At 39.9% G+C, this 26,205-nt stretch carries 20 protein-coding genes and 1 other annotated feature; of the genes, 16 read left to right on the forward strand and 4 right to left on the reverse strand.

Features of this window, described 5'->3' with window-relative positions; all coding sequences use genetic code 11:
• The first annotated feature begins 14 nt into the window (after window positions 1-14).
• Window positions 15-1,040, forward strand: coding sequence for an inositol 2-dehydrogenase (gene iolG, locus FC85_RS03555; protein WP_225427546.1), 1,026 nt, complete (start codon window positions 15-17; stop codon window positions 1,038-1,040).
• Window positions 1,041-1,151: 111 nt separating this feature from the next.
• On the opposite strand, the gene FC85_RS03560 is transcribed toward iolG, so the two are convergent.
• The gene (locus FC85_RS03560; RefSeq protein ID WP_057864189.1) at window positions 1,152-2,102 is read right to left on the reverse strand and encodes an NADP-dependent oxidoreductase; all 951 of its coding nucleotides are present in this window, start codon (window positions 2,100-2,102) and stop codon (window positions 1,152-1,154) included.
• Window positions 2,103-2,162: 60 nt separating this feature from the next.
• Between FC85_RS03560 and FC85_RS15430 the strand changes: the two genes are divergently transcribed.
• Together FC85_RS15430 and FC85_RS03575 are read left to right on the forward strand one after the other, a co-directional pair.
• Window positions 2,163-3,149 carry an AEC family transporter gene (locus FC85_RS15430; protein WP_162255411.1) on the forward strand — a complete coding sequence of 329 codons (987 nt, stop codon included), beginning with the start codon at window positions 2,163-2,165 and terminating at the stop codon, window positions 3,147-3,149.
• Between the two features lie 239 nt (window positions 3,150-3,388).
• Complete coding sequence (locus FC85_RS03575; RefSeq protein WP_083484930.1) at window positions 3,389-4,870, forward strand: glycoside-pentoside-hexuronide (GPH):cation symporter; 1,482 nt, start codon at window positions 3,389-3,391, stop codon at window positions 4,868-4,870.
• A 113-nt stretch (window positions 4,871-4,983) separates the two neighbouring features.
• Here the strand turns inward: FC85_RS03575 and FC85_RS03580 are convergent, their stop codons facing one another.
• The gene (locus FC85_RS03580; RefSeq protein ID WP_162255412.1) at window positions 4,984-6,093 is read right to left on the reverse strand and encodes an ROK family transcriptional regulator; all 1,110 of its coding nucleotides are present in this window, start codon (window positions 6,091-6,093) and stop codon (window positions 4,984-4,986) included.
• Window positions 6,094-6,343: 250 nt separating this feature from the next.
• On the opposite strand from FC85_RS03580, the gene FC85_RS03585 reads away from it, so the two are divergent.
• The 8 genes from FC85_RS03585 to FC85_RS03620 all read left to right on the forward strand — a co-directional run bounded on the left by FC85_RS03585 (window position 6,344) and on the right by FC85_RS03620 (window position 17,431).
• Window positions 6,344-7,120, forward strand: coding sequence for an SDR family oxidoreductase (locus tag FC85_RS03585; RefSeq protein ID WP_057864193.1), 777 nt, complete (start codon window positions 6,344-6,346; stop codon window positions 7,118-7,120).
• 371 nt (window positions 7,121-7,491) lie between these two features.
• The gene (locus tag FC85_RS03590; protein WP_057864194.1) at window positions 7,492-9,057 is read left to right on the forward strand and encodes an FGGY-family carbohydrate kinase; all 1,566 of its coding nucleotides are present in this window, start codon (window positions 7,492-7,494) and stop codon (window positions 9,055-9,057) included.
• Window positions 9,058-9,868: 811 nt separating this feature from the next.
• Window positions 9,869-11,467: a peptide ABC transporter substrate-binding protein gene (locus tag FC85_RS03595; protein WP_057864195.1), complete on the forward strand. Its 1,599-nt coding sequence runs from the start codon at window positions 9,869-9,871 to the stop codon at window positions 11,465-11,467.
• 353 nt (window positions 11,468-11,820) lie between these two features.
• Window positions 11,821-13,005, forward strand: coding sequence for a metal-dependent hydrolase family protein (locus tag FC85_RS03600; protein WP_057864196.1), 1,185 nt, complete (start codon window positions 11,821-11,823; stop codon window positions 13,003-13,005).
• Between the two features lie 124 nt (window positions 13,006-13,129).
• Window positions 13,130-13,358, forward strand: a binding site (T-box leader).
• Window positions 13,359-13,557: 199 nt separating this feature from the next.
• A complete protein-coding gene (locus FC85_RS03605; protein WP_057864197.1) occupies window positions 13,558-14,403 on the forward strand; it encodes a MetQ/NlpA family ABC transporter substrate-binding protein in 846 nt (281 codons plus the stop codon).
• Between the two features lie 33 nt (window positions 14,404-14,436).
• Entirely contained in the window at window positions 14,437-15,516 is a 1,080-nt protein-coding gene (locus FC85_RS03610) for a methionine ABC transporter ATP-binding protein (RefSeq protein ID WP_057864198.1), read from the forward strand.
• Window positions 15,516-16,214, forward strand: coding sequence for a methionine ABC transporter permease (locus FC85_RS03615; protein WP_057864199.1), 699 nt, complete (start codon window positions 15,516-15,518; stop codon window positions 16,212-16,214). Before FC85_RS03610 ends, FC85_RS03615 begins: the two co-directional genes overlap by 1 nt.
• A gap of 71 nt (window positions 16,215-16,285) precedes the next feature.
• Entirely contained in the window at window positions 16,286-17,431 is a 1,146-nt protein-coding gene (locus FC85_RS03620) for an ArgE/DapE family deacylase (protein ID WP_057864200.1), read from the forward strand.
• Window positions 17,432-17,556: 125 nt separating this feature from the next.
• Here FC85_RS03620 and FC85_RS03625 read toward each other — a convergent pair whose 3' ends face one another.
• Window positions 17,557-18,609 (reverse strand): PTS sugar transporter subunit IIC, encoded by a 1,053-nt coding sequence (locus FC85_RS03625; RefSeq protein WP_057864201.1) that lies wholly within the window; start codon window positions 18,607-18,609, stop codon window positions 17,557-17,559.
• A gap of 262 nt (window positions 18,610-18,871) precedes the next feature.
• Between FC85_RS03625 and FC85_RS03630 the strand changes: the two genes are divergently transcribed.
• From FC85_RS03630 to FC85_RS03650, 5 genes are all read left to right on the forward strand, one after another.
• Window positions 18,872-19,135, forward strand: coding sequence for a hypothetical protein (locus FC85_RS03630; protein WP_057864202.1), 264 nt, complete (start codon window positions 18,872-18,874; stop codon window positions 19,133-19,135).
• A 262-nt stretch (window positions 19,136-19,397) separates the two neighbouring features.
• Window positions 19,398-20,261, forward strand: a complete 864-nt coding sequence (locus tag FC85_RS03635) for an AraC family transcriptional regulator (RefSeq protein ID WP_057864203.1) — start codon at window positions 19,398-19,400, stop codon at window positions 20,259-20,261.
• A 230-nt stretch (window positions 20,262-20,491) separates the two neighbouring features.
• Window positions 20,492-21,733: an MFS transporter gene (locus FC85_RS03640; RefSeq protein WP_057864204.1), complete on the forward strand. Its 1,242-nt coding sequence runs from the start codon at window positions 20,492-20,494 to the stop codon at window positions 21,731-21,733.
• A 17-nt stretch (window positions 21,734-21,750) separates the two neighbouring features.
• Complete coding sequence (locus tag FC85_RS03645; protein ID WP_186825059.1) at window positions 21,751-22,920, forward strand: glycoside hydrolase family 5 protein; 1,170 nt, start codon at window positions 21,751-21,753, stop codon at window positions 22,918-22,920.
• A 1-nt stretch (window position 22,921) separates the two neighbouring features.
• Window positions 22,922-24,565 (forward strand): glycoside hydrolase family 43 protein, encoded by a 1,644-nt coding sequence (locus FC85_RS03650; RefSeq protein ID WP_057864206.1) that lies wholly within the window; start codon window positions 22,922-22,924, stop codon window positions 24,563-24,565.
• Between the two features lie 202 nt (window positions 24,566-24,767).
• Here FC85_RS03650 and FC85_RS03655 read toward each other — a convergent pair whose 3' ends face one another.
• Window positions 24,768-25,928 carry a helix-turn-helix domain-containing protein gene (locus FC85_RS03655; protein WP_147008461.1) on the reverse strand — a complete coding sequence of 387 codons (1,161 nt, stop codon included), beginning with the start codon at window positions 25,926-25,928 and terminating at the stop codon, window positions 24,768-24,770.
• Window positions 25,929-26,205: the final 277 nt, after the last annotated feature.

Below are 26,205 nucleotides of genomic sequence, written 5' to 3' on the forward strand. Positions count from 1 at the left end.
GGAGAATATGTAAAATGGCAATGGATAAGATTAATGTTGGTTTAATTGGTGTGGGTAGACAAGGAACAAATCATTATAATAATTTATTATCGATGCCAAATGTTAATTTGGAATATATCTGTGATTTAAAAGTCGATGAAAGTTGGAAAAAGAAATTTCAAAATATTCCTCATGTGGTAAAAGATTATCATGAGGTTTTGAACGATCCTAGCATTCAAGCGGTTATGGTTGTGACATCGACCGACTCACATGCACAAATTGTTCTTGATGCTGCAAAAGCACATAAAAATATTTTTTGTGAGAAACCCTTTAGTATGAATACACCTGAAGATAAAATTCGTGATATTTTACATGTTGTAAAAGATAACGGTGTAAAATTACAAATGGGGTTTAATCGACGAATGGATCCACAATTCCAAGAAGTTTATCAAGGGGTACGTGCTGGTCAAATCGGTGACCCTCAGATTGTAAAAACAACGTCTCGAGATCCATTCGTCTTAGATAAAGAATTAATTAAGCGGATTGGTGGACTGCCATGGGATTTTACAATTCATGATTTGGATTTGGCTCGATATATGATGGGATCAAACATTACAGAAGTGTATGCAAAAGGTGGAACTTTAATTGATCCTACTCTAAAAGAAATTGGTGATGTCGATACGATTGCGCTCGTATTAGAATTTGAAAATGGTGCATTTGGACTTATTGATAATTCTAGGCAAGCCGTGTATGGGTACGATAATCGTGTGGAGGTCTTTGGATCAAAAGGAATGCTTAAAGCAGAAAATGTGTCAGGATCAACGGTTGAATTATATACTAAGGAAAATGAAACTCAAAAAAATCCATTACCAATATTTACTCAACGTTATCACCAAGCATATGTAGATGAAGTTAATAGCTTCTTTAAATCAATTATTGAAAATAAGCCAGTAGTTGCTGATGGTGTTGACGCAATTATGGCTCAACGTGCTGTTATTGCGGTTGATGAATCGATCAAGACTGGAAAGCCTATCAAAGTTGACCCACATTTTACATTGTAACTATTTATGATAATGGGAAAAATAGTAGCATGAAAAAAAGGAACACTCAGGATGAAATTTCTGGGTGTTCCCTTTTCAACTTTAAGGGTATTATCGTTTGAAAATATTGATTTATGAATTCAGTGATACTACAACTTTTCCGTTATGTTTGCCAGTTGCGACATAGTCTTGACCCATACGAACGTTTTCGAGTGTAAAATCTAACGTTTTATCAATACGGGTGTGTAATTGATTATTTCTAATCATTAATGTAATTGCAGCAAATGCGTCACTATCATAATATTTTTTCTCCGGAACGTATTCTTTCAAAATAATATTTTTAGGAATTTTAGTCAGAGTTGGAACGTGAGTTAATGTAACAAAAGTACCGCCATCGTGGACTAAATTTACACCGGTCACTGCGCCTTTACCAAAATTAGATGCATCAATAACTATATCCATTTGACTAGTTAGCGGATGCATTACTTTTGGACTAGATATTTCATCAATCGAGATGAACTCATTGGCACCAATCGATAACACATATGCTTTTGTGTCTTGTCTATCGATTGCTACAACATCTAGGCCATAAGCCTTTGCCATCTGAACAACCATAGATCCAACACCACCTGAAGCTCCAAAGACAGCAATTTTTTGGCCAGAACGAGCCTGGGCAGAATGAATTAAGACGTTGTAGGCAGTAATACCAGATAACGGTAACCCTGCAGCTTCGTGAAGACTATACTGACTTGGACGAAGGCCAATATGATCACTCGAAACACGAAAGTATTCAGCATAGGTACCATAACCGGCATGAGCAATTATTTCATCACCAACGTGAAAGTTATTAACGTTGGTGCCAACTTTAACAATTGAGCCTACTGCATCTGTTCCCAGTATCATCGGAAACAATAGAATCACCGAGTTCTTAAATTGTCCTTCTCTAATAGCAACGTCAAGTGGATTAATAGCAAATGCTTCAGTTTTGACTAACACTTCATTTGTAGCGATTTGTGGGATGTCAGTGTTGAGTTCTTGTAGCATTTTTGAATCACCGTATTGATTAATTCCGATTGCTTTCACAATAAGTTTCCTCCTTAATTTGCTAAGGCACATTTTATAAATATGAAAAGAGGTTATACCATGCTCTCAGTCTTTTTAGTTTCAATCCGTAGTGTGCTTATTATTATAACTATAATTGTAATCGGTTTCATTTTAGAAAAAATAAATATGTTTAATGCAAGCTTTTCTGGTAACATATCAAAACTAATTATTAATATTGCCCTGCCACTATCAATATTTTTGTCCACCCAAAAGTATATAACACACGATAACATTGTTATTCTTTCATATGGAACTGGATTAATAATGATTGCAATATTGATTTGCTTTTTATTATCAGCTATAGTTTCTAAATTATTAAATTTACCTCCCCAAAGAACTGCTTTGTTTATTAATGGATTTGTCAACTCAAATACATTATTTGTTGGATTACCTCTAAACATAGCCTTATTTGGTAATTCAAGTTTACCATACTTTTTAGCATATTTTATTGCTAACACAATAGCAACATGGGGAATTGGAGTTAAAATCATTAATAATTCTTCTTTAAGTAAAAGCGTTTCAAATAATGAAGGAGATTCTAAATCTAACCGGTTTCTAAAAATTTTGACTCCTCCCATGTGGGGATTCATGCTGGGATTAATATTCTTCTTATTTAATTTATCATTGCCAGATTTTTTGACAACATCATTTGGCTACCTATCAAATCTGGTTACGCCACTCTCTCTTTTGTTTTTGGGCTTGGTTCTTGGGAATACTAAATTGAGTAAGTTAAAGCTTGAAAGTGTCGACCTGTTTGCACAACTTGGGAAGTTTGTTATTTCCCCATTAATTATGTTTTTGATAATCTTTATAAGTCAAAAACTCGGGTTCTTTTATCTGAACACAACCTTTAAAGAGACACTAATCATTCAATCTGCCACGCCAATGCTGACATTATTGCCGATGCTAGCAGAACAAGCCAAATTAGATGTTTCATTTTCTACACGAATTTTAACAGAAAGTATTCTAATCTTTCCAGTAATAGTTGTGTTACTTATGACTTGCTTTGAGGTAATACCATTTTAATAGTGCTTCTATACACAATGTCTAAAAAATATCATTTAAATTCCCTTGTTATTTCAATAAAATACTGTTATGCCAGGTGCTTACCGGATGGAAATATTGTGATTAAAATAATTAGCCCCAAACCCATTGCATTTTGTAAACGATTTCATTTATAATGGTCACAGTTTTAAAAACATGTTTTGCAAAACGGATTTATAAAATGCAATTGTTAAATTAGATAAATGAACGGGGTGTAGATTTTGAAGCAATATTTATCATATGCGTTTGGAACCTTTGGTCACGATGCATTTTACAATACATTGAGTATTTATTTTATGATGTTTATTACCAGTCAATTATTTACAAATTCCAGTGATGCCGGTATGGTCAGCATTGTCACGACAATTATCGTCTGTATTCGAGTTGGGGAAATTATGTTTGATCCAATGATTGGGGCTGCTGTTGATAATACCAAGACCCGTTGGGGGAAATTTCGACCTTGGATTATGATCGGTTCTGTCGTTGCGTCGATTGGGCTTGTCTTCTTGTTTTCAGATTTCTTTGGATTAAGTTACAGCAATCCATTAATTTACTTGATTCTCCTTGGGGTTACGTTTGTTGTGATTGATGTCTTTTATTCATTTAGTGATATCGCAATTTGGTCAATGCTACCAGCCTTGAGTATCGATAATAAAGTTCGGACACGCTATGGTACCGCTGCCCGAATTGGATCAACGCTTGGCGCTCAAGTGGTTATTATCATTATCACACCAGCCATTATGCTGTTCTCACACTTGTTTTCCAAAGTGCCGTTTGGCCAGCAAACTCACGCGGGTTGGTTAGGGTATGTTGTCATCGTTGCACTATTATGTTCGGGCGGTGCGTTAATTACCTGTTTAACGATTAAAGAAAAAGATAGTTTGATTCGAAGCAATGTGAAGCATACTAAATTTACGGATGTCTTTAAGGTGATTGGTAAAAACAAAGTGTTGTTATGGATTGCCTTATCCTATTTCTTATTCGCTTTTAGTTACGTTGTGACTAATTCACTGTTGATGTATTACTTCAGGTATCGACTTGGCAACGCTGCTGCCTATACTTGGGTCGGTGTTATCACTTGTGTCTTGGGAGTAGTTTCAGTTGCGTTGTTCCCAGCTCTTGATGCTTGGATTCATCGAAAAGCTATCTATGTCGGCGGAATTGCGTTCATGCTAATTGGCTACATTATCTTTTTGTTCGCCGGTTCAAGCTTACCATTGGTATTACTTGCAGTTGCCTTTTATTTCTTCCCATACCCACTGATTTTCTTGGCCACTTTGATGGTTATTACTGACAGTGTTGAGTATGGTCAATTAGTGAGTGGCGTGCGAAACGAATCAGTTACGTTGTCTGTTCGACCGTTAATTGATAAATTGGCGGGAGCGGCTTCTAACGGAATTGTCGGAATTGTTGCGGTTGCCGCGGGGATGACTGGGAATGCCAACCCATCTGACATTACTGCCCATGGTGTCTTTCAGTTTAATATGTTTATGTTCTATATTCCAATTGCTTTACTGATTATTGCGGCTTTGATTTTCTTTGCTAAAGTTAACTTATCAGAAGCGCAACATGCCGAAATCGTTAAAACGTTAAATGCCAGATTGGAAAAAGAACAGCAGGTTAGTTCTTTAAAAGATGGGGTGCAGACTCCTGTTAGTCATCGCGATCTTGGAACCTCTCCAACCAGCAATTCACAGATTTAACTTAATTTAAATTGTAAGCGTTTAATAATGATGTAGATTCTGAAAATAAACAAACGACCCAGATATTCTTCTTTTGAATATCTGGGCCGTTTATTTATTTTGAACCTTAATGATTAGACACTTTCCACAAATGATTCAATCCTCGGAATTGCTGCGCCAATCGCAACTGGTCGAGCGGTGACCATTCCCAGGCTCAAGTAAGAATGATCCTCTGGAAAGGCAGTAATGTTTCGAATCCGTTGGTCAAGGTCCTTGATGACTGAACTGTCTAAGTAACGAATTAATTCTCCGGCGATGACTAATCGATTGTCCAAAAACATATGAAGATTATTGATTGCCTCGGCCAGAAAATTCAAATAGATGTGCCAGCGATGCTGCGTTTCTTCGTCACCAGCTTTTAAGCTCGCCATAAAATCTTCAATCGATTCATCTTCATTTAGCAACGAACTCATTGAACAGTAGGTCTCGATGCAACCATGACGGCCACAGTAACACTTTCGGTCGCTCTGCGTATTTAAGGTAATGTGTTCCATTGTCCCGCTGCGACCATTTTCCCCTGAATAGATTCGATTATTAATTACAATGGCGGTCCCCAGATGCTCGCCAATAGAAAGATAAGTGGTGTCCTGGTGGCTATTCGTTAGGAACTGTTCAGCTGCCGCAACACAGTCGGCATCATGGTAAAAAGAAACCGGATATGGCAGATACTTGCCTAATGACTCGGTGGTTAGACCGGTAGATTCCAAAATCTTACCCCAAAGGACAGTTTGACCATCATGGGAAACAAGTCCTTGAACACCCATTCCAATTCCCAGAATATGTTTATCAGCTAATTTATTTTTGTCAGTAAACGAGTTGATCCAGGTCGCGAGTTTCTTAAAGTAGGCGTCATCATTTGAATATGAAAGTTTTTCAGTTGCCGTCGCCGTTTCCTTGCCGTTTAAGTCTAACGCTGAGATGGTGACGTGTTCTTTAAAAATTTCAATGCCAAGTGACACATGAGTATTGGCAGAAACGGAATAGGCTTTTGCGCGCCGGCCCACCTGCGATTCAAATTTGCCACCAATTCGAATGAGCTTGTTTTTCTTTAATTCAGTTAAATTTGAACTGACGGTTGGTAAACTAAGATTTAATTCCAGTGCGATTTCCTGTTTTGAAATTTTCTCGCGTTGGTAAATTAAATTGAAAATCCGTGAATAATTATCGTTACTATTCCTATCCATAATGCCACCCATAACCCCTCTATTAAATGTTTGTCTAGTACAAAAATAGCATGTCACAAAAGAAAAAGCAATTTTGTAAATTAGGGTTAAAAATCATTTTAGAAAATAGTTTTATAAAACTATTGACAGCGCTATCATTTTGTTTTAGTATTTATGTTGCATTAAGATAAATCGTTTTGCAAAACTAATTTATAAAATGTGTCTAAGATTTACAATATGCAACTATTTCAACACACTAGGAGGCACCAACATGGGTATTTTAGATAGAATGTCCCTCAAAGGAAAAAGCATTTATGTTACCGGCGGCGCGCAAGGATTAGGCAAAGCAATGGCAACAGGTTTGGCGGAAGCCGGCGCCGATGTCGCAATTGTCGATATCAACGAAGACAAGGCTAAAGCAACTGCTAAAGAGATTGCCGATGCAACTGGTCAAAAGGCAATTGCCATTAAAACTGACGTGACTGATCCTGATCAAGTTCAACACATGGTTGACACCGTTGTTTCAGAGCTTGGTGGTTTGGACGCTGCGTTTAACAATGCCGGCATGTGCTTGAACATTCCTGCTGAAGACATGTCATATGAAGATTGGTTAAAAGTCGTTAACTTGAACTTGAATTCAGTATTCCTTTGTTCACAAGCAGCTGGTCGTTACATGATCAAACAAGGCAAGGGCTCAATTGTCAACACTGCTTCGATGTCGGCTCACATTGTTAACCGACCACAACCACAATGTTCATACAATGCAACTAAGAATGGTGTCATTCAACTTTCAAAATCATTAGCCATTGAATGGGCTAAAAAGGGTGTCCGGGTTAACACAATCAGCCCAGGTTACATGGGAACTGATTTGACACTTAGCTCACCAGACTTGAAGCCATTAATTAAGACATGGAATGACTGGGCACCACTTGGTCGTTTAGGCCGTCCTGATGAATTGCAAGGAATGGCAGTATACTTGGCCGGTGATACCAGCAGCTTCTCAACGGGTGATGATTACTTGGTTGATGGTGCGTTTACGGCGTGGTAAAAACCAGAGTGTGAAACCAAGCGCTTAGCTCCCAGAATATAAGGGTCCCGAATCAAATATTCTGGGTTTGAATATTTGATTCGGGACCCTTATATTCTGGGAGCTAAGCGTTTGGTTTCACACGTTTTAGCTCATGACCATACTATATCGAGAAATGGAACTAGCCGCTCTCACTGTAATTTTCAGCTGAGCAAGTCACTAAATTATGAACCAAACACAAACTGAACGTGCGTGAACCATTGATCTTTTACTGAAGTCTTCTCGATGGTCGCTACACAGTTTTGAACTGGTTATTCGAAGGGCTGTCGTTAGCTTTTATGTCTAATGAGGTTTTAAGACAGCCATACTCTAGGAAGAAGAAGGAATATATCATGAAATATCTTATTGGTACCGACATTGGTACATCGGGGACAAAAAGTATTTTGATGGACACGGATGGTCATTTAATTGCCCAAGATTTGGAAGAATATGATGTGTTAACGCCTCATCCACTTTGGGCTGAACAATGGCCAAACGTTTGGGTTGATGCGGTAAAAACATCAATTCGTAAAACAGTTGAAATTGCCGGCGTCGATCCAAAGCACATTGTTGGCATTGGAATTAGTGGCTTATATGGCGGTTCTGGTGTGCCATTGGATGAAAATATGGAACCGGTTCGACCAGATTTGATTTGGATGGATCGACGAGCTCAAGAAGAAACAGAATGGGTCAAGGAACATGTTGACGGCAAACGCCTTACCGAAATTACCGGTAACGACGTGGTCGATCCTTATTATGGTTATACGAAGATTCTTTGGATTAAGAATCATGAGCCTGAAAACTGGCGTAAAATTCGGATGTTCCTACCACCAAGCAACTATGCCATTTATCAACTAACCGGCAAGGTCTCAATTGATCATTCTGCTGCGGGTAACTTAGGCGGATTATACGATGTCAATACAAATACCTGGTCAAAAGAAATGCTGGATGCAATGGGGATTCCCGAATCAATGATGCCAGAACCATTGGTTGATTCAACCACCATTGTTGGTGGCTTGACCAATGACGCGGCAGCTGAACTTGGCTTGGCTGCTGGAACACCAATTATTTCCGGTGGGGTTGATGTGGGTGCTGCCAACGTTGGTATGGGTGTTTTCAAGCCTGGTAAGTACGTTGCCGCAATTGGTTCATCAATGAATGCCGCTTTGGTGAGCGAAGAACCCATTAAGGGACAAGGACTCATCGTTTGGCCATATCCTTACAACTCTGAGCATTTAGTTTATAATTTCTCTGGTTCTGCAACTGCCGGCGCAATTACCAAATGGTTCCGTGATAATATTGGCGACTTGGAAGTTCACAATCAACACAACGGTGGAGATAACGCATACGTGGCGTTGAATAAGGAATCCAAGAATATTGGTCCAGGTAGTGAAGGTTTGGTGGTTCTACCATATTTCATGGGTGAACGGGCACCAATTTGGAACTCGGATGCTAAAGGGTTAATCTTTGGTCTCTCGCTGGTTCACACTAAAGCACACCTATATCACGCTTTTCAAGAGGCAGTTTGTTATGCTTTACGTCATAGTATCGAAAGCACTGGTCGCAATCTTGGTGAGTACATTGTGATTGCCGGTGGGGTAACCAATTCACCTGATTGGGTTCAAATGTTTGCCGATGTCACTGGGTACGCAGTTCGAACACCAATTGAAGATGCTGAGGCCAACCTTGGCGATGTTATGTTAGCTGGTATTGGTACGGGGACTCTGACGGTGGAAGATGTGCAAAAGTGGCAAGTCTTAGGGAACCCAGTTAAGCCTGATCCCGTTCGTCACGATATTTATAACAAATACTATCAGCTTTATCGCAAGTTATACCAAGACCTTGAAGGCGATATGCACGAATTAAGCGAAGTAGAGAAAGCTTCCGAAAAAATGTTAGGAAGTACAGTTGAAGCATAGTTAGAAATTGATTACAAAGGTTTAAGATAATCACTAAATTTTATGTCACAAAAGGGATCGCTTCTAAAAATAAATAAAATAAAATTCTGCTCGAATTAAACCGACCAACCATTAGATTTCCTAGTCTAGTGGTTGGTCGGTTATTTTTGTAAGCATATTAATAAGTTAGTGTACTTTTGGGCGCTTGAATTTATATCCAGCTAACTTGCTTTTTGATTGTAAGTCTCTCCATTTTTTCTGTTCAACGCCGTCTCCCTTTTGGAAAATAGTTATCTGAGCTATTTTTTAAGGATTGCCAATGATTATTATCGTCAGCGAGGCGAACGAGATTTTTAGCAGTATTTCAGAGAACAGAGATTAAAGTAACCGGGGAATCTCTATCGATTTTTAATACCTGTTGACATTTTACTTGGATGTGCGTTATTGTAATAACATTAAGAATTTATGAGAACAAAATGTAACGACGAAGAAAGTAGTCAATTTCAATTTTGGTCAGCGAACCCGGTCTAGTGAAAGCGGGGGCAAAATGCGATTGGTGAAAATCACTTTTGAGCTGTGGGCTGAATATAGTAGGCAACCACCGGTACGCAACCGTTAGAAATGCGGCAAATCGCAATTTGGCGTCTCACTTTGATCCTAGCTTAGTGAGTAACGTTCTAGGACAAGTTGCCGTTTGTGTGAGGCTTTTTTAGCAAACAAAGGTGGTACAGTGCGAGAGTGCCCTTTCAGAATTAATTTTCTGGAAGGGCGCTCTTTTTGTCGATACAGATTAATTTCTCATTAAATTCTCAAAAAGCTAGGAGGATGAATCATGAAACATAAACTATTAACTTTAGCAATGACAATTTTAATGGCTGGATCTTTGGCAGCCTGTGGCAAGAGTGCCGCGCATTCAGGCAAAACTTTAAATGTGACGCTGCCAGATGAACCAGCAACCGTTGATCCCAATACGGCATATGATACCAATAGTGCCAGCCTGATCACTCAGACGATGGAAGGGCTGTACAAGTATGATAAAAACAACCGGATTGTTGCCGGGGTTGCGACAAAAGTTGTTAAACCAACGAATAATGGTAAAACGTATCGGTTCCAGTTACGCAAAAATGCCAAATGGAGTAATGGGCAACCCGTTACGGCAAATGATTTTGTGACGTCATTTCGGCGAACTGTAAATCCAAAGACGAAGGCACAATTTGCCAGTGTTTATGATTGCTTCAAGAACTTTGATGCCGTTCAAGCTGGCAAAATGTCACCAGATAAATTAGGTGTTAAAGCTTTGAATTCACGGACATTACAAATTCAATTGACCCGGGCGGTGCCGTATTTCAATGACTTGGTAACTAACAAATATTTACCAATTAATTCAAAATCAGTTAGTAAGTATGGTAAGCAATTTGGAACCAGTTCAACTAAGTCGGTTTATGACGGCCCGTATAAGCTGGTCGGCTGGTCTGGCAGCAATTCATCTTGGCATTATGTCAAAAATCCTTATTATTGGAATGCACACAATGTGAAAATTCCTAAAGTGAACGTGACGGTTACTAAAGAGCAGAATACAGCCGTTAACCTGTTTAAATCCGGAAAAATTCAAGTCACTTCGGTAACCGGCCAGTATGTGCGTGAGAATAAAAATGATCCGGAAATGCATACACATTTAACCGGACGTGAAAACTATCTTTACTTCAATAATAAAAAGCCACAAACTGACTCTGAAAATTTGCGGCAAGCAATTTCAGCGGTTATTAATCGCAAGGAATTAGTTAATAATGTTCTCCAAGACGGTTCGAAGCAAATGCTAAGCGCGGTTCCGGAAGGTGATCAAAAGGATCCGGCAAATGGTAAAGACATGGCTAAAGAAGTGGGGAACTTGTTACCTCAAAATGTCGCCAAGGCTAAGCAATATTGGAATGCTTATTTGAAAGAAGTCGGTAAGAAGCAGGTAACTCTTAACCTATTGACTGATGATACGGATCAGGATAAGCATACGGGTGAATATATCCAATCGGTTGCTCAAAAGAACTTGAAGGGCTTAAAGGTTACGATGACTTCGATTCCGCATGCGCAACATGTGTCACGGGATTTTGCCGGTAATTTTGAAATGAATTTAACTGGCTGGTCGACCAACTGGTTGGATGCTTCGGACTTCTTAGGATTGGGAACGTCAACGAATCAAGTTAACTTTACGCATTTGAAGAATGCAAAATTTGACAGTCTGATGAATCAGTCAAATCATCTGAGTGGCCAAGCCAGATACAATAAGTTGGTCCAAGCGGATAAGTACTTCACTGCATTTAAGGGGTATGTCCCGTTGTATCAACCGGCTCAAGCAAATTTAATCAGTAAGCATGTGGGTGGATTGAAGTATTCGTTGTTGAATGACGCGCAGTATCAGTATGCGTATTGGAAATAACAGAGTGTGACAAAAAGCGGTTAGATCCCAGAATATAAGTCACTTAAGCTTAATATTCCGGGCCTGAATATTAAGCTTAAGTGGCTTATATGGCCGGGATCTGCTTTTTGTCACACATTTCAACCAGGTAGCCAGTCCAAATCGAATATTCTGGTTTTGAATATTTGATTTAGTGACTTATATGGCCGGAAGCTGCTTGCTGTCACATGTTTCAACCAAGTACCCAGCTCAAAACAAATATTCCGTTCCTAAATATTGAGTCTAAGTGATTTGTATGCCCAGAATCTGCTATTGATCACAATCAAAAATTTAACAAATTAAAACATAGTTGCAAAATAACTGGAGGAAACAACATGACAAAAACATTATTCCATAATTTCACATTATTTGATGGTAAAAGCACAGAGAACGAATCAGACGCTTGGTTTGTTGTCGAAGATGGTAAATTAGTTGATCGTGGCACCGGCCATACACCATCTGGAACAGACGAAGAAGTTAATTTAAAGGGACAATTTGTAATGCCAGGCTTCCTTAATGTTCATTCGCATTTAACTTCCAGACCGGATACATTTGATGGTGGCTTTGGCATGTCTGAGACAGAATCAGCCGTGTTGGCCCAACAGCATTTACGACAATTACTCAAATCTGGTGTGACTTATGTCCGTGAATGTGGCGATTCCTATGATGTTGATATTAAATTAAAGAAAATGATGAAAAATGGCTTGCTAAAGCACGTTCCAGAATTGCAACCTTCTGGTAGAGCAATGTCAATGACGGGGGGCCATGGCGATGCACCCCACGCGGCTTACTTAACGGATTCTCCTGATGAAATGCGCAAAGCAGTTCGAACGGCTTTAAAAAACGGCGCTCGGGTGATTAAAATGATGGCGACTGGTGGTGTTATGACGCCCGGTGATTTTATGGCGGATCCACAGCTCTCAGTTGAAGAAATGCGAACGGGAGTTGTTGAAGCCCATCACAAAGGCATTCGTGCATCAGCTCATGCAGAAGGGAATCCTGGTATCCAAAACGCGCTTGATGCTGGCATGGATTCAATTGAACATGGATTCTATGTCACTGAAAAAGAGTGCCAGCAAATGGTTAAGAATGGCACCTTCCTAACACCAACGTTGATTGCGGAAATGAATATCCCCAAGTATGGTCATGGTGTTTTGCCGGAATGGGAGATCAAAAAATGTGAAGACGCGTTGGATGATACATACCGGAACTTCAAGCGGGCCTTTAAGTTGGGAGTTAAATTTACTTGTGGAACTGATGCTGGAACACCATTCAATGGATTTGATAAGACACCTGAGGAGTTTGAATATCTTACAAAGGTGGGAATGACGCCTGCTGAGGCTTATCAATGTTCTTCACTAAATTCTGCGACATTATGTGATGTGGCTGAAGATCATGGTACCTTGGAAGTCGGCAAAGTTGCTGATTTTCAAGTGCTTAAAGCTGATCCATTACAAGATGTGACGGTAGTTCAGCAAGTTGATAAACAAGTCTATCTGAAGGGAAAACGAGAATTTTAAAAATCGTTTGCCAGATCATATTACTGAGAAAACCGTTACGATTTGATTGATTATTAGAAAAAAACTTATCTTTTCTTGAAATATTCATTTAACGTGGTATGATTTACTATAAATTGAATCGTTCCGTTATGTAAAGAAGAGAAGAGTAGCAGTGATCATTCCTTATAGAGAGCCGGGTTGATGGAAACCGGCAGGAGAGATTACGGTGAAGATGAGCTCTGAACATTGACGCGTGTTCACGCACAAGTTACGGCAGGATCCGTTACCATCCCAGACATTAATCAGTGTCGTTGAGGTAATTCATGTAAGTGGATTACGAATTTGGGTGGTAACGCGAAGCTTTCGTCCCTTAGCTACAGTTTATTTGGTAGCGGGGAAGGAAGCTTTTTTATTTTCCGAATGTTCAAATTACTTCATTATCATAACGGACATTATTCTAGAGGGGGTACGGTAATTTCATCATAACTGGATCATTTGAGTGAGATCAGATATTGAATCATGTTTGCAATTATTTCTAATTATTTATTTAAAAGATGAAGGGAAGTTCGTAAAATGAAGAGAAGTACAAAATGGATCATTGGAATCGTTGTTGTTTTAGTCATTGTGGTTGCTGGATATTTTAGTTTTGGCGGAAACAAGAAATCAACGAGTAGTCAAACGGTGACTGTCGGAATTATGTCAGGAACCAGCAAAGATGACAAGATTTGGAATGCGGTTGCTAAGATTGCTAAAGATAAATACAAAGTGAATGTTAAATACAAGAAATTTACTGATTACACCCAGCCTAACAAAGCTGTTGCCAATGGTGATGTTGATATCGATGCCTTTCAACATTACGATTTCTTAGCTGATTGGAATAAGAGCAACAAGGGAAGCATTGTGCCAATTGGTAAAACATTTATCACGCCAATCCGGGTATATTCCAAGAAGGTTAAGAGTTTGAATGATCTTAAGACTGGTGCAACAATTGCCGTACCAAACGATGCGACTAATGAATCACGAGCATTATTTGTTTTGAAGAACGCTGGGTTGATTACCTTTAAACCGGGTACAACACAGGCAACGCTTAGTGCCATTGCCAAGAACCCTAAGAAGATCAAGATTAAGGAATTGGATGCCAGTCAAACTGCTCGAGCACTTTCAGATGTTGACGCTGCGGTCATCAACACGAACTTTGCGCAAACTGCCGGGTTGAACTACAAGTCAGCTATTTACGTTGAACCAATTAACAAGGATTCTGAGAAGTGGATCAACATTGTTGCCGCTGAAAAGAAAGACAAGAATAAGAAAGCTTATAAAGACTACGTTAAAGCCTTCCAGACCAAGAAGATTAAGAACTTGATCAATAAAGAATATGGTCAAGCTGAAATTGCCGCTTGGGATCTTAAAATCAAGTAGGCCGAAAATGATCAAGAATAATGAGGTGTTATGATGGCTGACAGTGTCATTGACTTAGAGAATATTAATGTCTTTTTTGAACAAGAAGGACAAACAATTAAAGCGGTTAATGATGTGACAATCCACGTTAACAAAGGTGATATCTATGGGGTTGTCGGTTATTCCGGTGCTGGGAAATCGACATTGGTCCGCGTCATTAACTTGCTGCAAAAACCAACAGCCGGCAAAGTTGTTGTGAATGGGGAAACGTTGTTTGAAAAAGACGATCAAACAAATGCTAAAATCGTCGATACTAAGCAACTGCGAACAAAGCGACGCCAAATTGGCATGATCTTTCAACATTTCAATTTATTGGAAGAACGGACCGTGATTCAAAATATTGAATTTGCGTTAAAACATAGTGACCAAAAGGAAAAAGAAATTGTGGCCCGGGCTCAGAAACTGCTTGATTTGGTTGGCTTGGGAGATCGTGGTAAAGCTTTTCCCGCTCAGCTCTCTGGTGGTCAACAGCAACGGGTTGCAATTGCCAGAGCTTTGGCAAATGATCCGGAAATCTTGATTTCTGACGAGGCCACTTCTGCTTTGGATCCTAAAAACACGATTCAAATTTTGGACTTACTAAAGCGAGTCAACGAAGAATTGGGCCTAACCGTGGTTCTGATTACACATGAAATGGATGCGGTTAAGCGAATTGCCAATAAAGTGGCCGTGATGAGTGACGGTAAAATTATTGAACGTGGCAGCATTGTTGATGTCTTTACCAATCCGCAATATCCATTGACTAAGGAATTAATTGGGACGGCCGGTGAGTCGGAAAAGGCGCGCAAGATTTTGGCAACGCATCCTGTTCAATCGGCAGACGATCAATGGGAGTTATTGCATTTAACTTACACTGGCCCATCTGTTATTGACCCGGTTGTGACCGAGTTATATCAAAAATTCGATGTTGAAGTCAGCATTATTTTCGGTAACGTGGATGAGCTGCAGGGTGTTCCGGTTGGGACATTGTTTGTCACGATGACTGGTGCTGCGGCCAACCGCCAAAAAGCGATTCAGTATTTACATGATCAAAAGATTGGTGTTTCAAAGATTGAAAAGGAGGCGGCTAAATAATGGCATGGTTTGCAAAGTACTTTCCTAATGTTGTCACCCTTGGTTGGGGCGGCGATGATGGCTGGTTGACAGCAATTGGCCAGACCATTTACATGACTTTTTGGTCCGCTTTGTTTGGTGGCATTCTTGGATTGATCTTTGGAATTGGACTGGTATTGTTCGATAAGGGCGGGATCAAAGAAAACCGGGTCTGGTTTAATATCTTTGATAAAGTGGTCTCGTTTTTCCGAGCCATTCCATTTATCATCTTATTGGCCTTTATTGCACCGGTAACCCAACAAATTGTTGGCACTCAGATTGGAACTACCGCTGCGCTTGTACCGTTGTCACTGGGGATGTTTCCGTTTTATGCCCGTCAAATTCAAGTTGCCTTGGAAAGTGTTGATCACGGGAAGATTGAAGCTGCCCAATCAGTCGGCGCAACCTTTTCAGATTTAATTTTTGATGTTTATTTACAAGAAGCCCGTTCTGAAATTGCCAGGGTCACGACAGTCACCTTAATCAGTTTAATTGGATTGACTGCCATGGCGGGCGCAATTGGTGCCGGTGGTCTTGGAAATACAGCGATTGCATATGGCTATAATCGATTTGATAATGATGTGACATTGGTGGCCACGTTCCTGGTCTTAATCTTCGTGTTAGTTATCCAGTTGGTTGGTGACTTTTTGGCAAAACATTTAGATCATAAGAGTGTTTGACAATCATTAATTAATTGAAGCTTTGTTTGGTAATCATGGTTATTATTGTGTAGGAAGGTCCGTTATCTAGAATGCAAAAAGATGAACAGTTACAAATTCTCAAAGATTTAATTCAAATTCAAACGCCGAATGGCAATGAATTGGCGGTTTCGGAATACATCGGCAAATTATTTGATCGGTACCATGTCCCTTATAAAATTGATCGCTTTGATGATAATCGTGCCAATCTGGTTGCTGAAATTGGTGAAGGAAAAACTGACCAAGTATTGGCCTTTGAAGGTCACCAAGATACGGTTGCCGTTTCTGATCCTGATAAATGGGAGCATCAGCCATTTGAGCCATTTATCACTGACGGTAAGCTTTATGGTCGTGGTTCCGCTGATATGAAGAGTGGCTTGGCTGCCGAAGTCATTTCATTGATTGAATTGGTGGCGGATAAGGTACCGATTAAAGGGAAAATTCGCTTAATTGCCACGGCTGGTGAGGAATACGGAACTCCTGGCGCCAACCGTTTGGCAGCCAACGGGATTGCCAAAGATGTTTCGGCAATGGTCGTTGGTGAGCCCACCAGTGGCCAAGTGGTCTACGCACATTCCGGTAGTTTGAATTATCAAATCAAGAGTTATGGCAAAGCTGTTCACAGTTCCATTCCGGAAAAAGGAATCAATGCGATTGTTGGCTTATCAAAATATATTGATGCTGAAGCTGGTTTATTTGATCAGGCGCCTAAGGATCCTTTCTTAGGAACAGTCAAGCACAGTGTGACGTTAATTAAGGGCGGCGAGCAGGTTAACATTATTCCTGACTACGCGGAATTGGCTGGTAATATTCGACCAACCTTGAGCTTTGACAATGATCATGTGATTCAGACAATTAAAACTGCAATTGATAAAATTAACAACGAGACTGATTATCATCTGGAATTCTCATTGATTCATAATTTCCATCCAGTCGAGACGGATCCTAAGAATCAGTTTGTTCAATTGGCCGAAAATGTCGCAAGTGACAAGTATCAGGATCGCAACGTTAAGTTAACTACCATTAATGGTGCCACGGACGCCAGTGTCTTCATTAAAAACAATCCCGATATGGCGGTGGTAGTTCTTGGCCCCGATGCTTGGAAGGTGGCTCACCAGACCAATGAGTATACGACTTTGGATAGCTTTTATGAGACGATTCAGGTTTACCAAGCGATTGCCAAGCGGTATTTTGGCTGATCACTTGGCGGGTCATTATGCGGGAATTGCGTTAAAATCGTAAGAACTAAAGCAGCCGCTAACTTTGTTGAAATTGAAAACAAAGTTAGCGGCTGTTTTTTTATGTGGCTTTTCTGCTGACATTGTTATTTGGTTAAATCGACACGCCAATCATTCTTGTTGTACAAGCGAGGGATCCTTTTGAAAATCAGATAAGTGATAATCGAATATCCGATTGGTAAAATAAAATAAATCAGTGCTAAAACGGTCACATTTAACCAAGTTGATCCGTTCATGTATGTAAATGAATTAATCGGGCCAACTGGCTGACCAAATCCGGCAAAAGCCGGCCCGGCCTTGATACCGATAAATGAATCGGTTAATCCGGTTAAAGCACCGACGACGGCAATCGGCAACAGCATCCGGGGATGTTTAACAAAGTTGGCGAGCATCATTTTGACCGAACCCCAGAACATTGCGAAGGAAACACCTTTCCCATTCATTTGATACGTGGCCACGGCAACCATCATAAAGCACGCCGTTACGCCAACTGAGGCGGCCCCACCAGCAATGCCATCGATCCCGATAGCATAAGCAAGGCCAACTGTTGATAGTGGTGTTGCAATAATAACGGCGAAAGACATTGCAATTAAAGTGCATAATAGGATTGGCTGAAGGGTGGTAAACAGGTTCAAAATGTGACCAACCCCCATTGAGATCATATGGACATATTTGTAAGACCATATGCCAAAACTGCCAACAATAGAGCCACATAGAATTGGTTCCCAAATAATCGAGAAGCTGCCGACATGATTTCTAATTAAAAAGATTAGGACAATCGCAACTGCAATGATGATAATCGTATTGATTAAGTCGCCCATGCCAACTAAGGTCCAAGTGCCGTTTGAATACTTCACAGCACCACTTCCAGCCATTGCAGCTAAAGAAACACTGGCCTTTTCGATCATTGTAAAACCAAATTGATCAGCTGCCAAGATGGCTGCAGCAACCGGGACGATGTAGATTCCCATACTTGTTGCAGTGCTTACAGTTGCCCAAAAACTGTTGCTTTTAGCTAATCCGCTGATAAAGGGCGCAATAATTGCCCCTGGGGTAACAGCAACGACAATTGCCATTGCCACACCAGATAAAAGCATATTCCAAAATTCACCAAATTTATATTTTCTCAATTCCTGCATCGTGTTTCTCCTCGTATTATGTCCAATTAGTGGTGGTAAACTGGTATTTTGTTCATGCAAATATTATCGATCATAATGAATAATTATTCAATACTTATCCGGATAGAAAACCAATTATTAGAACCTGGATTACCAATTAGAATTATCAATTGGTCGGCTTAATAATTTGTAAGCTGATTTATTGTGAAACGCCTCAATTAAATTTATAATTTGAGTATTATAACTTGTTTCCTTGGTTAATGAATGGAAGGTGGCATGTTGAATGGCAATTTTTAACAATAATAAAGTCCAGGGACTCCTAATAGACCGGGGCCTAAAGGATTTAGATGATCAGACGGTTGAGCATGTTGAAGCAATCCTTAGCGAACTGGATGAAAATAAATTACTCAATAAGAGTAATACCGGCAACTTTACTGATCGTTCGAATCAAGAGAAGGTCGGTTTTTTAAGAGCACTTGTTGAACAGAATTGGATTATTATTTCTCAGAATCAACGAATCTTGGATGAAATGAAAAAACACCACTAGTTAGCAAGGTGGACTGTGACAAATAAGCTTTTGTTTCGGTCCTTTTTTTGTGGTCGCAATGATGTGTGGCAGGAGATTGGGGGGATTGCGATCATGCTTATGTTTACAAAAAAAGACTCATCCAGTAGTTATTGAAACGACATTTTAATCGAATAAGTTAGTAAAAAGTGCCAATATCAGTAAGTGGCAAATTAAGCATTTCAATATTATAATAATAATTATGAATCCGCTTACGGTGTCGAATCAAACATGAAGGACGTTTATGATGAAAAATTATCTACCAGTAATTAATACTCATTTCACATTGTTTGGCGGTCATGTGGAAACTGTCAGACCAGGGTGGAAGTGGAAGCCTGAAGAGCATCCAGCATTTGAACTGATGTATGTTATCCGTGGTAGTCAACGAACGATAACTGAAACCGGGGAGATGATTCTTAACACGGGTGAGTTTACCATTATTCCTGTTGAGACGCGCCATACTAATTATGCTGTTGGAAATGAAAAAATGACCTATTTTTGTATGCATTTTGACCTAGATGATCCGACACTTAAATATTTATTAATTCGAAGCTATGCGGATCGAATTATTACATCACGAGATGCAGAATATCAGGACTTGAAGGATCAAGTTGAAGTTGTCATGCAACTATTTAAGTCAAAGTACGATTTAGAGGATCAATTGGATATTCAGATCGATGTGCTAAAAATTATTAAAATACTTGTTAAGGTTTTGAAACGTGATCACCATCTACAGGACTATCAAAATGATATTAATCAATTTATGCTATGTCAAAAAATTGCGAGTGACTTAAAGCATCGTTTAGATTATGAAATTTATCATGCGAGTGACCCAAAGTCAGTATCAATTTCAAAGGTCGTGAAGTCTCATCACGTTAGTCAAAGTTATGTTCTTAAACTTTTTAATCGGTATTATGGCGAATCACCGCAGGAATACTTAATTGACCTTAAATTATCATCTGCAAAGGGATTGTTGCTGCAACCAAGGGTTCAAATTAATGAGGTTGCCGATAAATTAGCATATTCCGCACCAAGTCACTTTTCGCGGGAATTCAAGAAACATTTTAATATAACACCGCGTCAATATATTCAGGATGTTAGCAAATAACTGTACGAATTAGGGATAGTTCTAAACGAATTATCCTCTTTTTTATTCTCAAAAATAGAATAGAATTTATAAATGTAAGCGTTATCTTCGCTTGACGATAAGTCTGGATAATTGCTTTACCATGCAGGATCGGTTTGCCCAAACTTATTTTGCAACAAATAAAATTGGTTACTTCTATTTATTCTCGAGAAAAAATAGTGGTGGGTTCCTAAATTGATGGAGGTCATTTTATGATTGATGAAGTAGAAATTAAGGCTAATAAGTCGAAGATGCCGTTGAAATTAAGCTTGGGTCTTCTCATTGGTTGTGCAGGTTGGATGGGTCCTTATATTGGGTTGGCAGTAACGCTGTTGCCGGCCAAAATTGGTCAGTTGGCGCCCAGCAGCAAGGTGTCATTAGTTGCTACGTTTTCGGCTGTCGCGATGGTTGTTGCAACTATTGCAAATATTGTGAATGGTGCGCTATCTGATCGAACCCGCTCTAGGTTTGGAAAGCGAACACCATGGATTGTTGGTGGGTCGCTAATATCCGCGGGGTTATTTTATACCATATCTGTGGCACCAAACATCCCAGTTCTACTAACGCTTTGGGCACTATATCAGGTTTCCTTGAATGCGGTTGTGGCACCATTAGTTGCGATCATTGCCGATAAAGTTAATCCTAAATTCCGGGGAACGGTTTCATCATTCTATGGTGTTGGTGCGGCAATGGGAAATTATGGATCGGGAGTTATTGCTGCAAGGTTTCTTGGCGGCATTCAAATTGGAATTTGGGTGTTTGCACTCATTGGGATTGTCTTTGCAATTATTTCCGTTATTTTAATCAAAGAACCTTCCAATAAGGATGAGCCTCGTGAAACGCTTCATGGTAAAGAATTATTGCAGGCTTTTATTTTTCCGATCCATGATGCTCGTGATTTTTACTTAGCCTTGGTTGGTAAATTATTGATGGTAACTGGTCAATATGTGATTGTTGGCTATCAGCTTTATATTTTTACAGATTATATGAAATTGAATCAATCAGAGACGGCCAATAGTATCTCCGCAGTTTCGATGATTTTGATGGTAACGGGGATTGCCTTTGCGGCATTTGCGGGTCCGTTGGTTGACAAAATTGGTCGGCTCAAATTGCCGGTTGCATTAACCACAGTCATGCTCGGAGTGGGGGCGTTCTTCCCATTCTTCGAAGCCAAGCCTTGGACAATGATTGTATATGCTGTAATCGCGGGAATTGGCATGGGGGCTTATAACTCCGTCGATCAGGCACTTAATGTGGCGGTGCTGCCTGATCCGAAAACAGCAGCTAAAGATTTAGGCGTTATTAATTTGGCGAATACATTAGGCCAAGTTGCCGGGCCAATTATTTCTGGCATTATCATCTCGATGGTCGGCTATCACATGATTTTCCCAGTCGAGACTATTATTTGTGTCATTGGCGGTGGTTTGATCATGATGATTAAACGGGTTAAATAAAAGAAAGGACAATTGATATGAAAATAAAAGGTGTTAATTTAGGCGGTTGGTTAGTGCTTGAGAAGTGGATGGCACCTCAGGTCTTTCGGGGGACTCAAGCAGATGACGAATATTATCTTGCTCAGGATTTACCCAATGATATTTATCAGGATCGAATTGCAGGACACCGATTAGAATTCATTTCCGAACGTGACTTTGTTGAAATTGCGGCTCGCGGATTTAATATGGTTCGAATCCCGGTCCCATACTTTATTTTTGGTGACCGGCCACCATTTATTGGCTGTATTGATGAGCTTGACCGGGCATTTACTTGGGCGGAGCATTACGACCTTAAAATATTGATCGATTTGCACACGGTTCCAGATAGCCAAAATGGTTTTGACAATGGTGGGATTAGTGGTGTTTGTAAATGGGCACAGGAACCTGAAGAAATTGACTTTGCATTGACGGTTTTAGAAAGGCTAAGTCAACGTTACGGGCAACGATCCGGATTGTTTGGCATTGAGGTACTGAATGAACCGATTGGTAAAAAAATGTGGAAAACTATGGATGTGCCTGACCGATATCCGGCACGAGATCCACAAAAGGCAGCAGGGAGTCAACCCATTTCTCTTTCATTTTTATCTGATTTTTATCTGAAGGCCTATCAGAGGATTTCAATAAATTTAGCAGCAGATAAGATCGTTGTTTTTCATGATGGTTTTGAATTAAATGCTTGGGAAGACTTTTTCAAACAGCATCGTTTTAACAATGTGATGTTAGACACGCATCAATATCTGATGACCGCAGAAGCAGATGGGATTACCCAAACTGTTGATTCATATATTGCTTATATTCAGAAGTTGAAATCACAAATTACCGAAGTTCAAAAGTACGTCCCGGTTTTTGTTGGTGAATGGACATTATTTAATTCATATGCAGTTGGGACAGACACCCAGGGTGGTCGAAATGCGTTACAAGTTGATTTTAATCATTCTCACAAACTGACGGCATCTGAATTGCGGGAAGTGTATCAAACATTATGGCAAACTCAAACGGAAGCTTGGGATGAAGGTGTCGGGTATTTTTACTGGACCTATAAGTTGCTCATTGACACAGTTAACGATTCCGGTTGGTATGGCTGGGATAGTTGGGATGTGAGCCGGGCCTTCAATAAAGGCTGGATTACAAAAAATAAGGAGATTTGAAATGGCATACGAAATTAAAAATCCAATTATTCCGGGATTTACGCCAGACCCATCTATTTTAAGAGTGGGCGATGACTACTATATTGCAACATCCACTTTTCACTGGAATCCCGGCATTCAAATTTTTCATTCAAAAGATTTAGACAATTGGCATTTATTGACACATGTTTTAGATAAAAATGCTGGAATTGATTTGAGGGGGACAGACACACCGGCTGGGATTTGGGCACCCCACCTTTCCTTTGATAACAAGACCGGATTATATTGGATTGCACTGAGCAAAATGAATAATATGAATGGCCGAATGTTTGATGCAGATAATTATGCGATGTCTGCCAAGACGATTATGGGACCTTGGTCAAAACCAATTTATCTCAATTCGATTGGGTTTGATCCATCATTATTTCACGACGACGATGGTAAGCATTATGTTGTGACGCTTGAATGGGAAACTCGTGAAGGATTTGAACATCCTGGTGCAATTGTACTGGATGAATTTGATCCACAAAAAGGCCAGCTGGTTGGTGAAAGCATCAGAATTAGTCGTGGCGGAACCGATCGTGGTTGCTTAGAGGCACCCCATTTGTATAAACATAAAGGCTGGTATTATCTGATGACAGCTGAAGGGGGAACCGGCTATGGACATGGGGTTGTTCTACAGCGTTCGAAAAATATTGCGGGTCCATATGAGTCTGATCCTAAAAATCCAATTGTAACGTCAACCCCATATTACTTTTATAGGCGCGGAGACCCTGATGCAACCCGGCCGGATCTGTATAATCCGGATGCACCCTTACAAAAGGCCGGGCATGGTTCGTTAGTTGACACGCCAAATGGTGAATGGTATTTAGCTCACCTATGCGCCCGACCATTGCCAGGCACGCTTGATTGTACCTTGGGAAGGGAAACGGCCATTCAGAAGATGAGTTGGACCGACGAAGGTTGGTTACGAATGGCAGACGGTACAACTTTGGCAAAGAAAACAACTCCAGGGATTACGGGAGTTCATCCAGAAAGTATCAATGATGTTGGGATGCGGGATGACTTTGATCAAGAAACGGTTGATCAGCATTTACTCACACCGTATTGTGTTCAGGATGAAAGTTGGATGAGTTTATCTGATCGAAAGGGATGGCTACGACTCCACGGCCGCCAATCTTTCTACTCCAAACGAGATGTTTCAATCTTGGCGGCCAGAGTAGATGGCTTCCGAGTAACAGCTGAAACAAAGCTGTCTTTTCATCCAAAGCATTATTCGGATTCTGCAGGATTAATTCTCTACTATGATAATAGTAATTGGATTTTTGCGAGGATGACTTATGACGAGCTTGGAAAGCAACCCGTTATTGATATTGTTCAAGCAGTTAAAGGTGCTAAAAAAGAGTTAATGAAAGTTAAAATTCCGGTAAATGATGGGCAAGTATCATTTAGAGCAACTGTTAGTTATGATAATGTGCAGTTTTATTATCAAGTTGATGATTCGGACAGTTGGACGACTCTCGGCCCTCAGCTAGAGATTAAGTATTTATCGGATGAAGAGCTTGACGGCTTTACTGGTCTAATGGCGGGTATCGGGACTTGGGACGCTAACCGACGGACATCTTACGCTGATTTTGACTATTTTAGTTTAGACCACAATGAATAAAGATTGGCAGGCAGGAAGCTGGGAAATTAATCATTTCGCCCAGTTTCTTTTTAGCATAAACACGATTGTTATCGAGCAAAAATGCGGGACAAACGGCAACTTATGATCACACGACCAAATCATCTTCATATTTAGGATTGAAATATCGAGATAATTTAGTTGTGCCTGAGAAAGTGTCTTTGTCCCAATTTTTGCAATAAGTCTAGGCTTTTAAAAAGTTTTGAAGGTGCCAGTTGTTGGCCAGGTTTGGATGACGCCGGACTTCTCCAGGTGAATGGGCCACAATTTTAGAAAAGACGCGGGTGAAATAAGGCTGATCACTAAAGTTCAAATTAGTCGCAATTTCAGTAATGGATTGGTCAGTTGTGGTCAGCATTTGAATGGCGTGTTGGATTCTGACCAGTGTTCGGAAGTTAATAATGGAAACGCCGACTTCCTTATTGAATAATGAAGCAAGATATCTTAGGGATAATTGAACTGATGCCGCATAGTCACTGATCGTTTTAAGACTAATCGGATCATTTAGAATCGTTTCATAGATCTGTCTAACGGGGTGTGATAAATCGCTGACATATAGGTGATTAACGGTTTCGGCCAGTTCAATGACACAATTGAAAATATAATGAATGACAGCTTCGGTTGAAGTCAGTTGATCCAACTTTCTGACATATTGGTCGTTCAAAGAATAGCCCTGATCAGGGTCAACGCCACCACGAATGGCTGATCGAATAAAGACAGAAATGCCAATGATTCCCCAATTTTTAATGCTTCGCAAATCGCCTTCATCTGATAATTTGCCGATCCTTCCTGAGCGAATGAGACTGGTTAAATATTTTGGAACTTCGCGAACCGAACCTGTCTCAATTGCTAAGCTAATTGCCCGCTCAAAATCATAACTGACATGAGTACCGTGTTCAAAGCTTTTTACTGCCAAGATTTCAAAATCATTGATTGGGCATTTAAGCCGACTATCGAATATTTGTTTTAAATCAAAATTATCAGGCGTATCAGTGAGATTACCTAATAGTGTCACTAAATATTTTAGACGGTCATATGAAATATTAATTGTCGCTCGATTTTGTGATAGGGCAATTAAATAATGGCCAGCAAATGATTGGTCACTTAGGTTGATCCCAAATGGGCCAACAATCCAAAAATCTGGAGTGCCCGGTACAACAATTGAATACATTCGGGGACTATGTTCAATTAACATCACTTTGATCACTTTTTTGGGAACAATTTGGCAAATATCCTGATAAAGTTTGCTTGAGAGATGACCAATTTGTTGAGTTGGACATCTTGTTAAGTCGTTAGCGTTAAATCTAGCTGCTGGAAAGCCGGTTGCTTCTAAAAATAATGTCATTGAATCCAATATTGTCACCTTTTTTCTTAGTCGTGCAGAAAAGTCCAAAAATTTGTTGGTTAGTTCAATCTTTAAACTATCCGTGCTTATATAATAACATTGTAGTCTAAATAAAGCGCTTACATTAAAGGTAATTAATCTGCTGCTTAATATTGCGCGATAAGTTGATGCATTTATTAGTAAATTGATAAGCTGATAAGGTGTCTGGGAAGTGTTGAAATGATTTAATCTAAGCTAATCATCAAACCGACCAGCATTCACGTTGATAGTAATTACA

The organism is Lentilactobacillus diolivorans DSM 14421 (genome assembly GCF_001434255.1).
GTDB classification, from domain to species: domain Bacteria; phylum Bacillota; class Bacilli; order Lactobacillales; family Lactobacillaceae; genus Lentilactobacillus; species Lentilactobacillus diolivorans.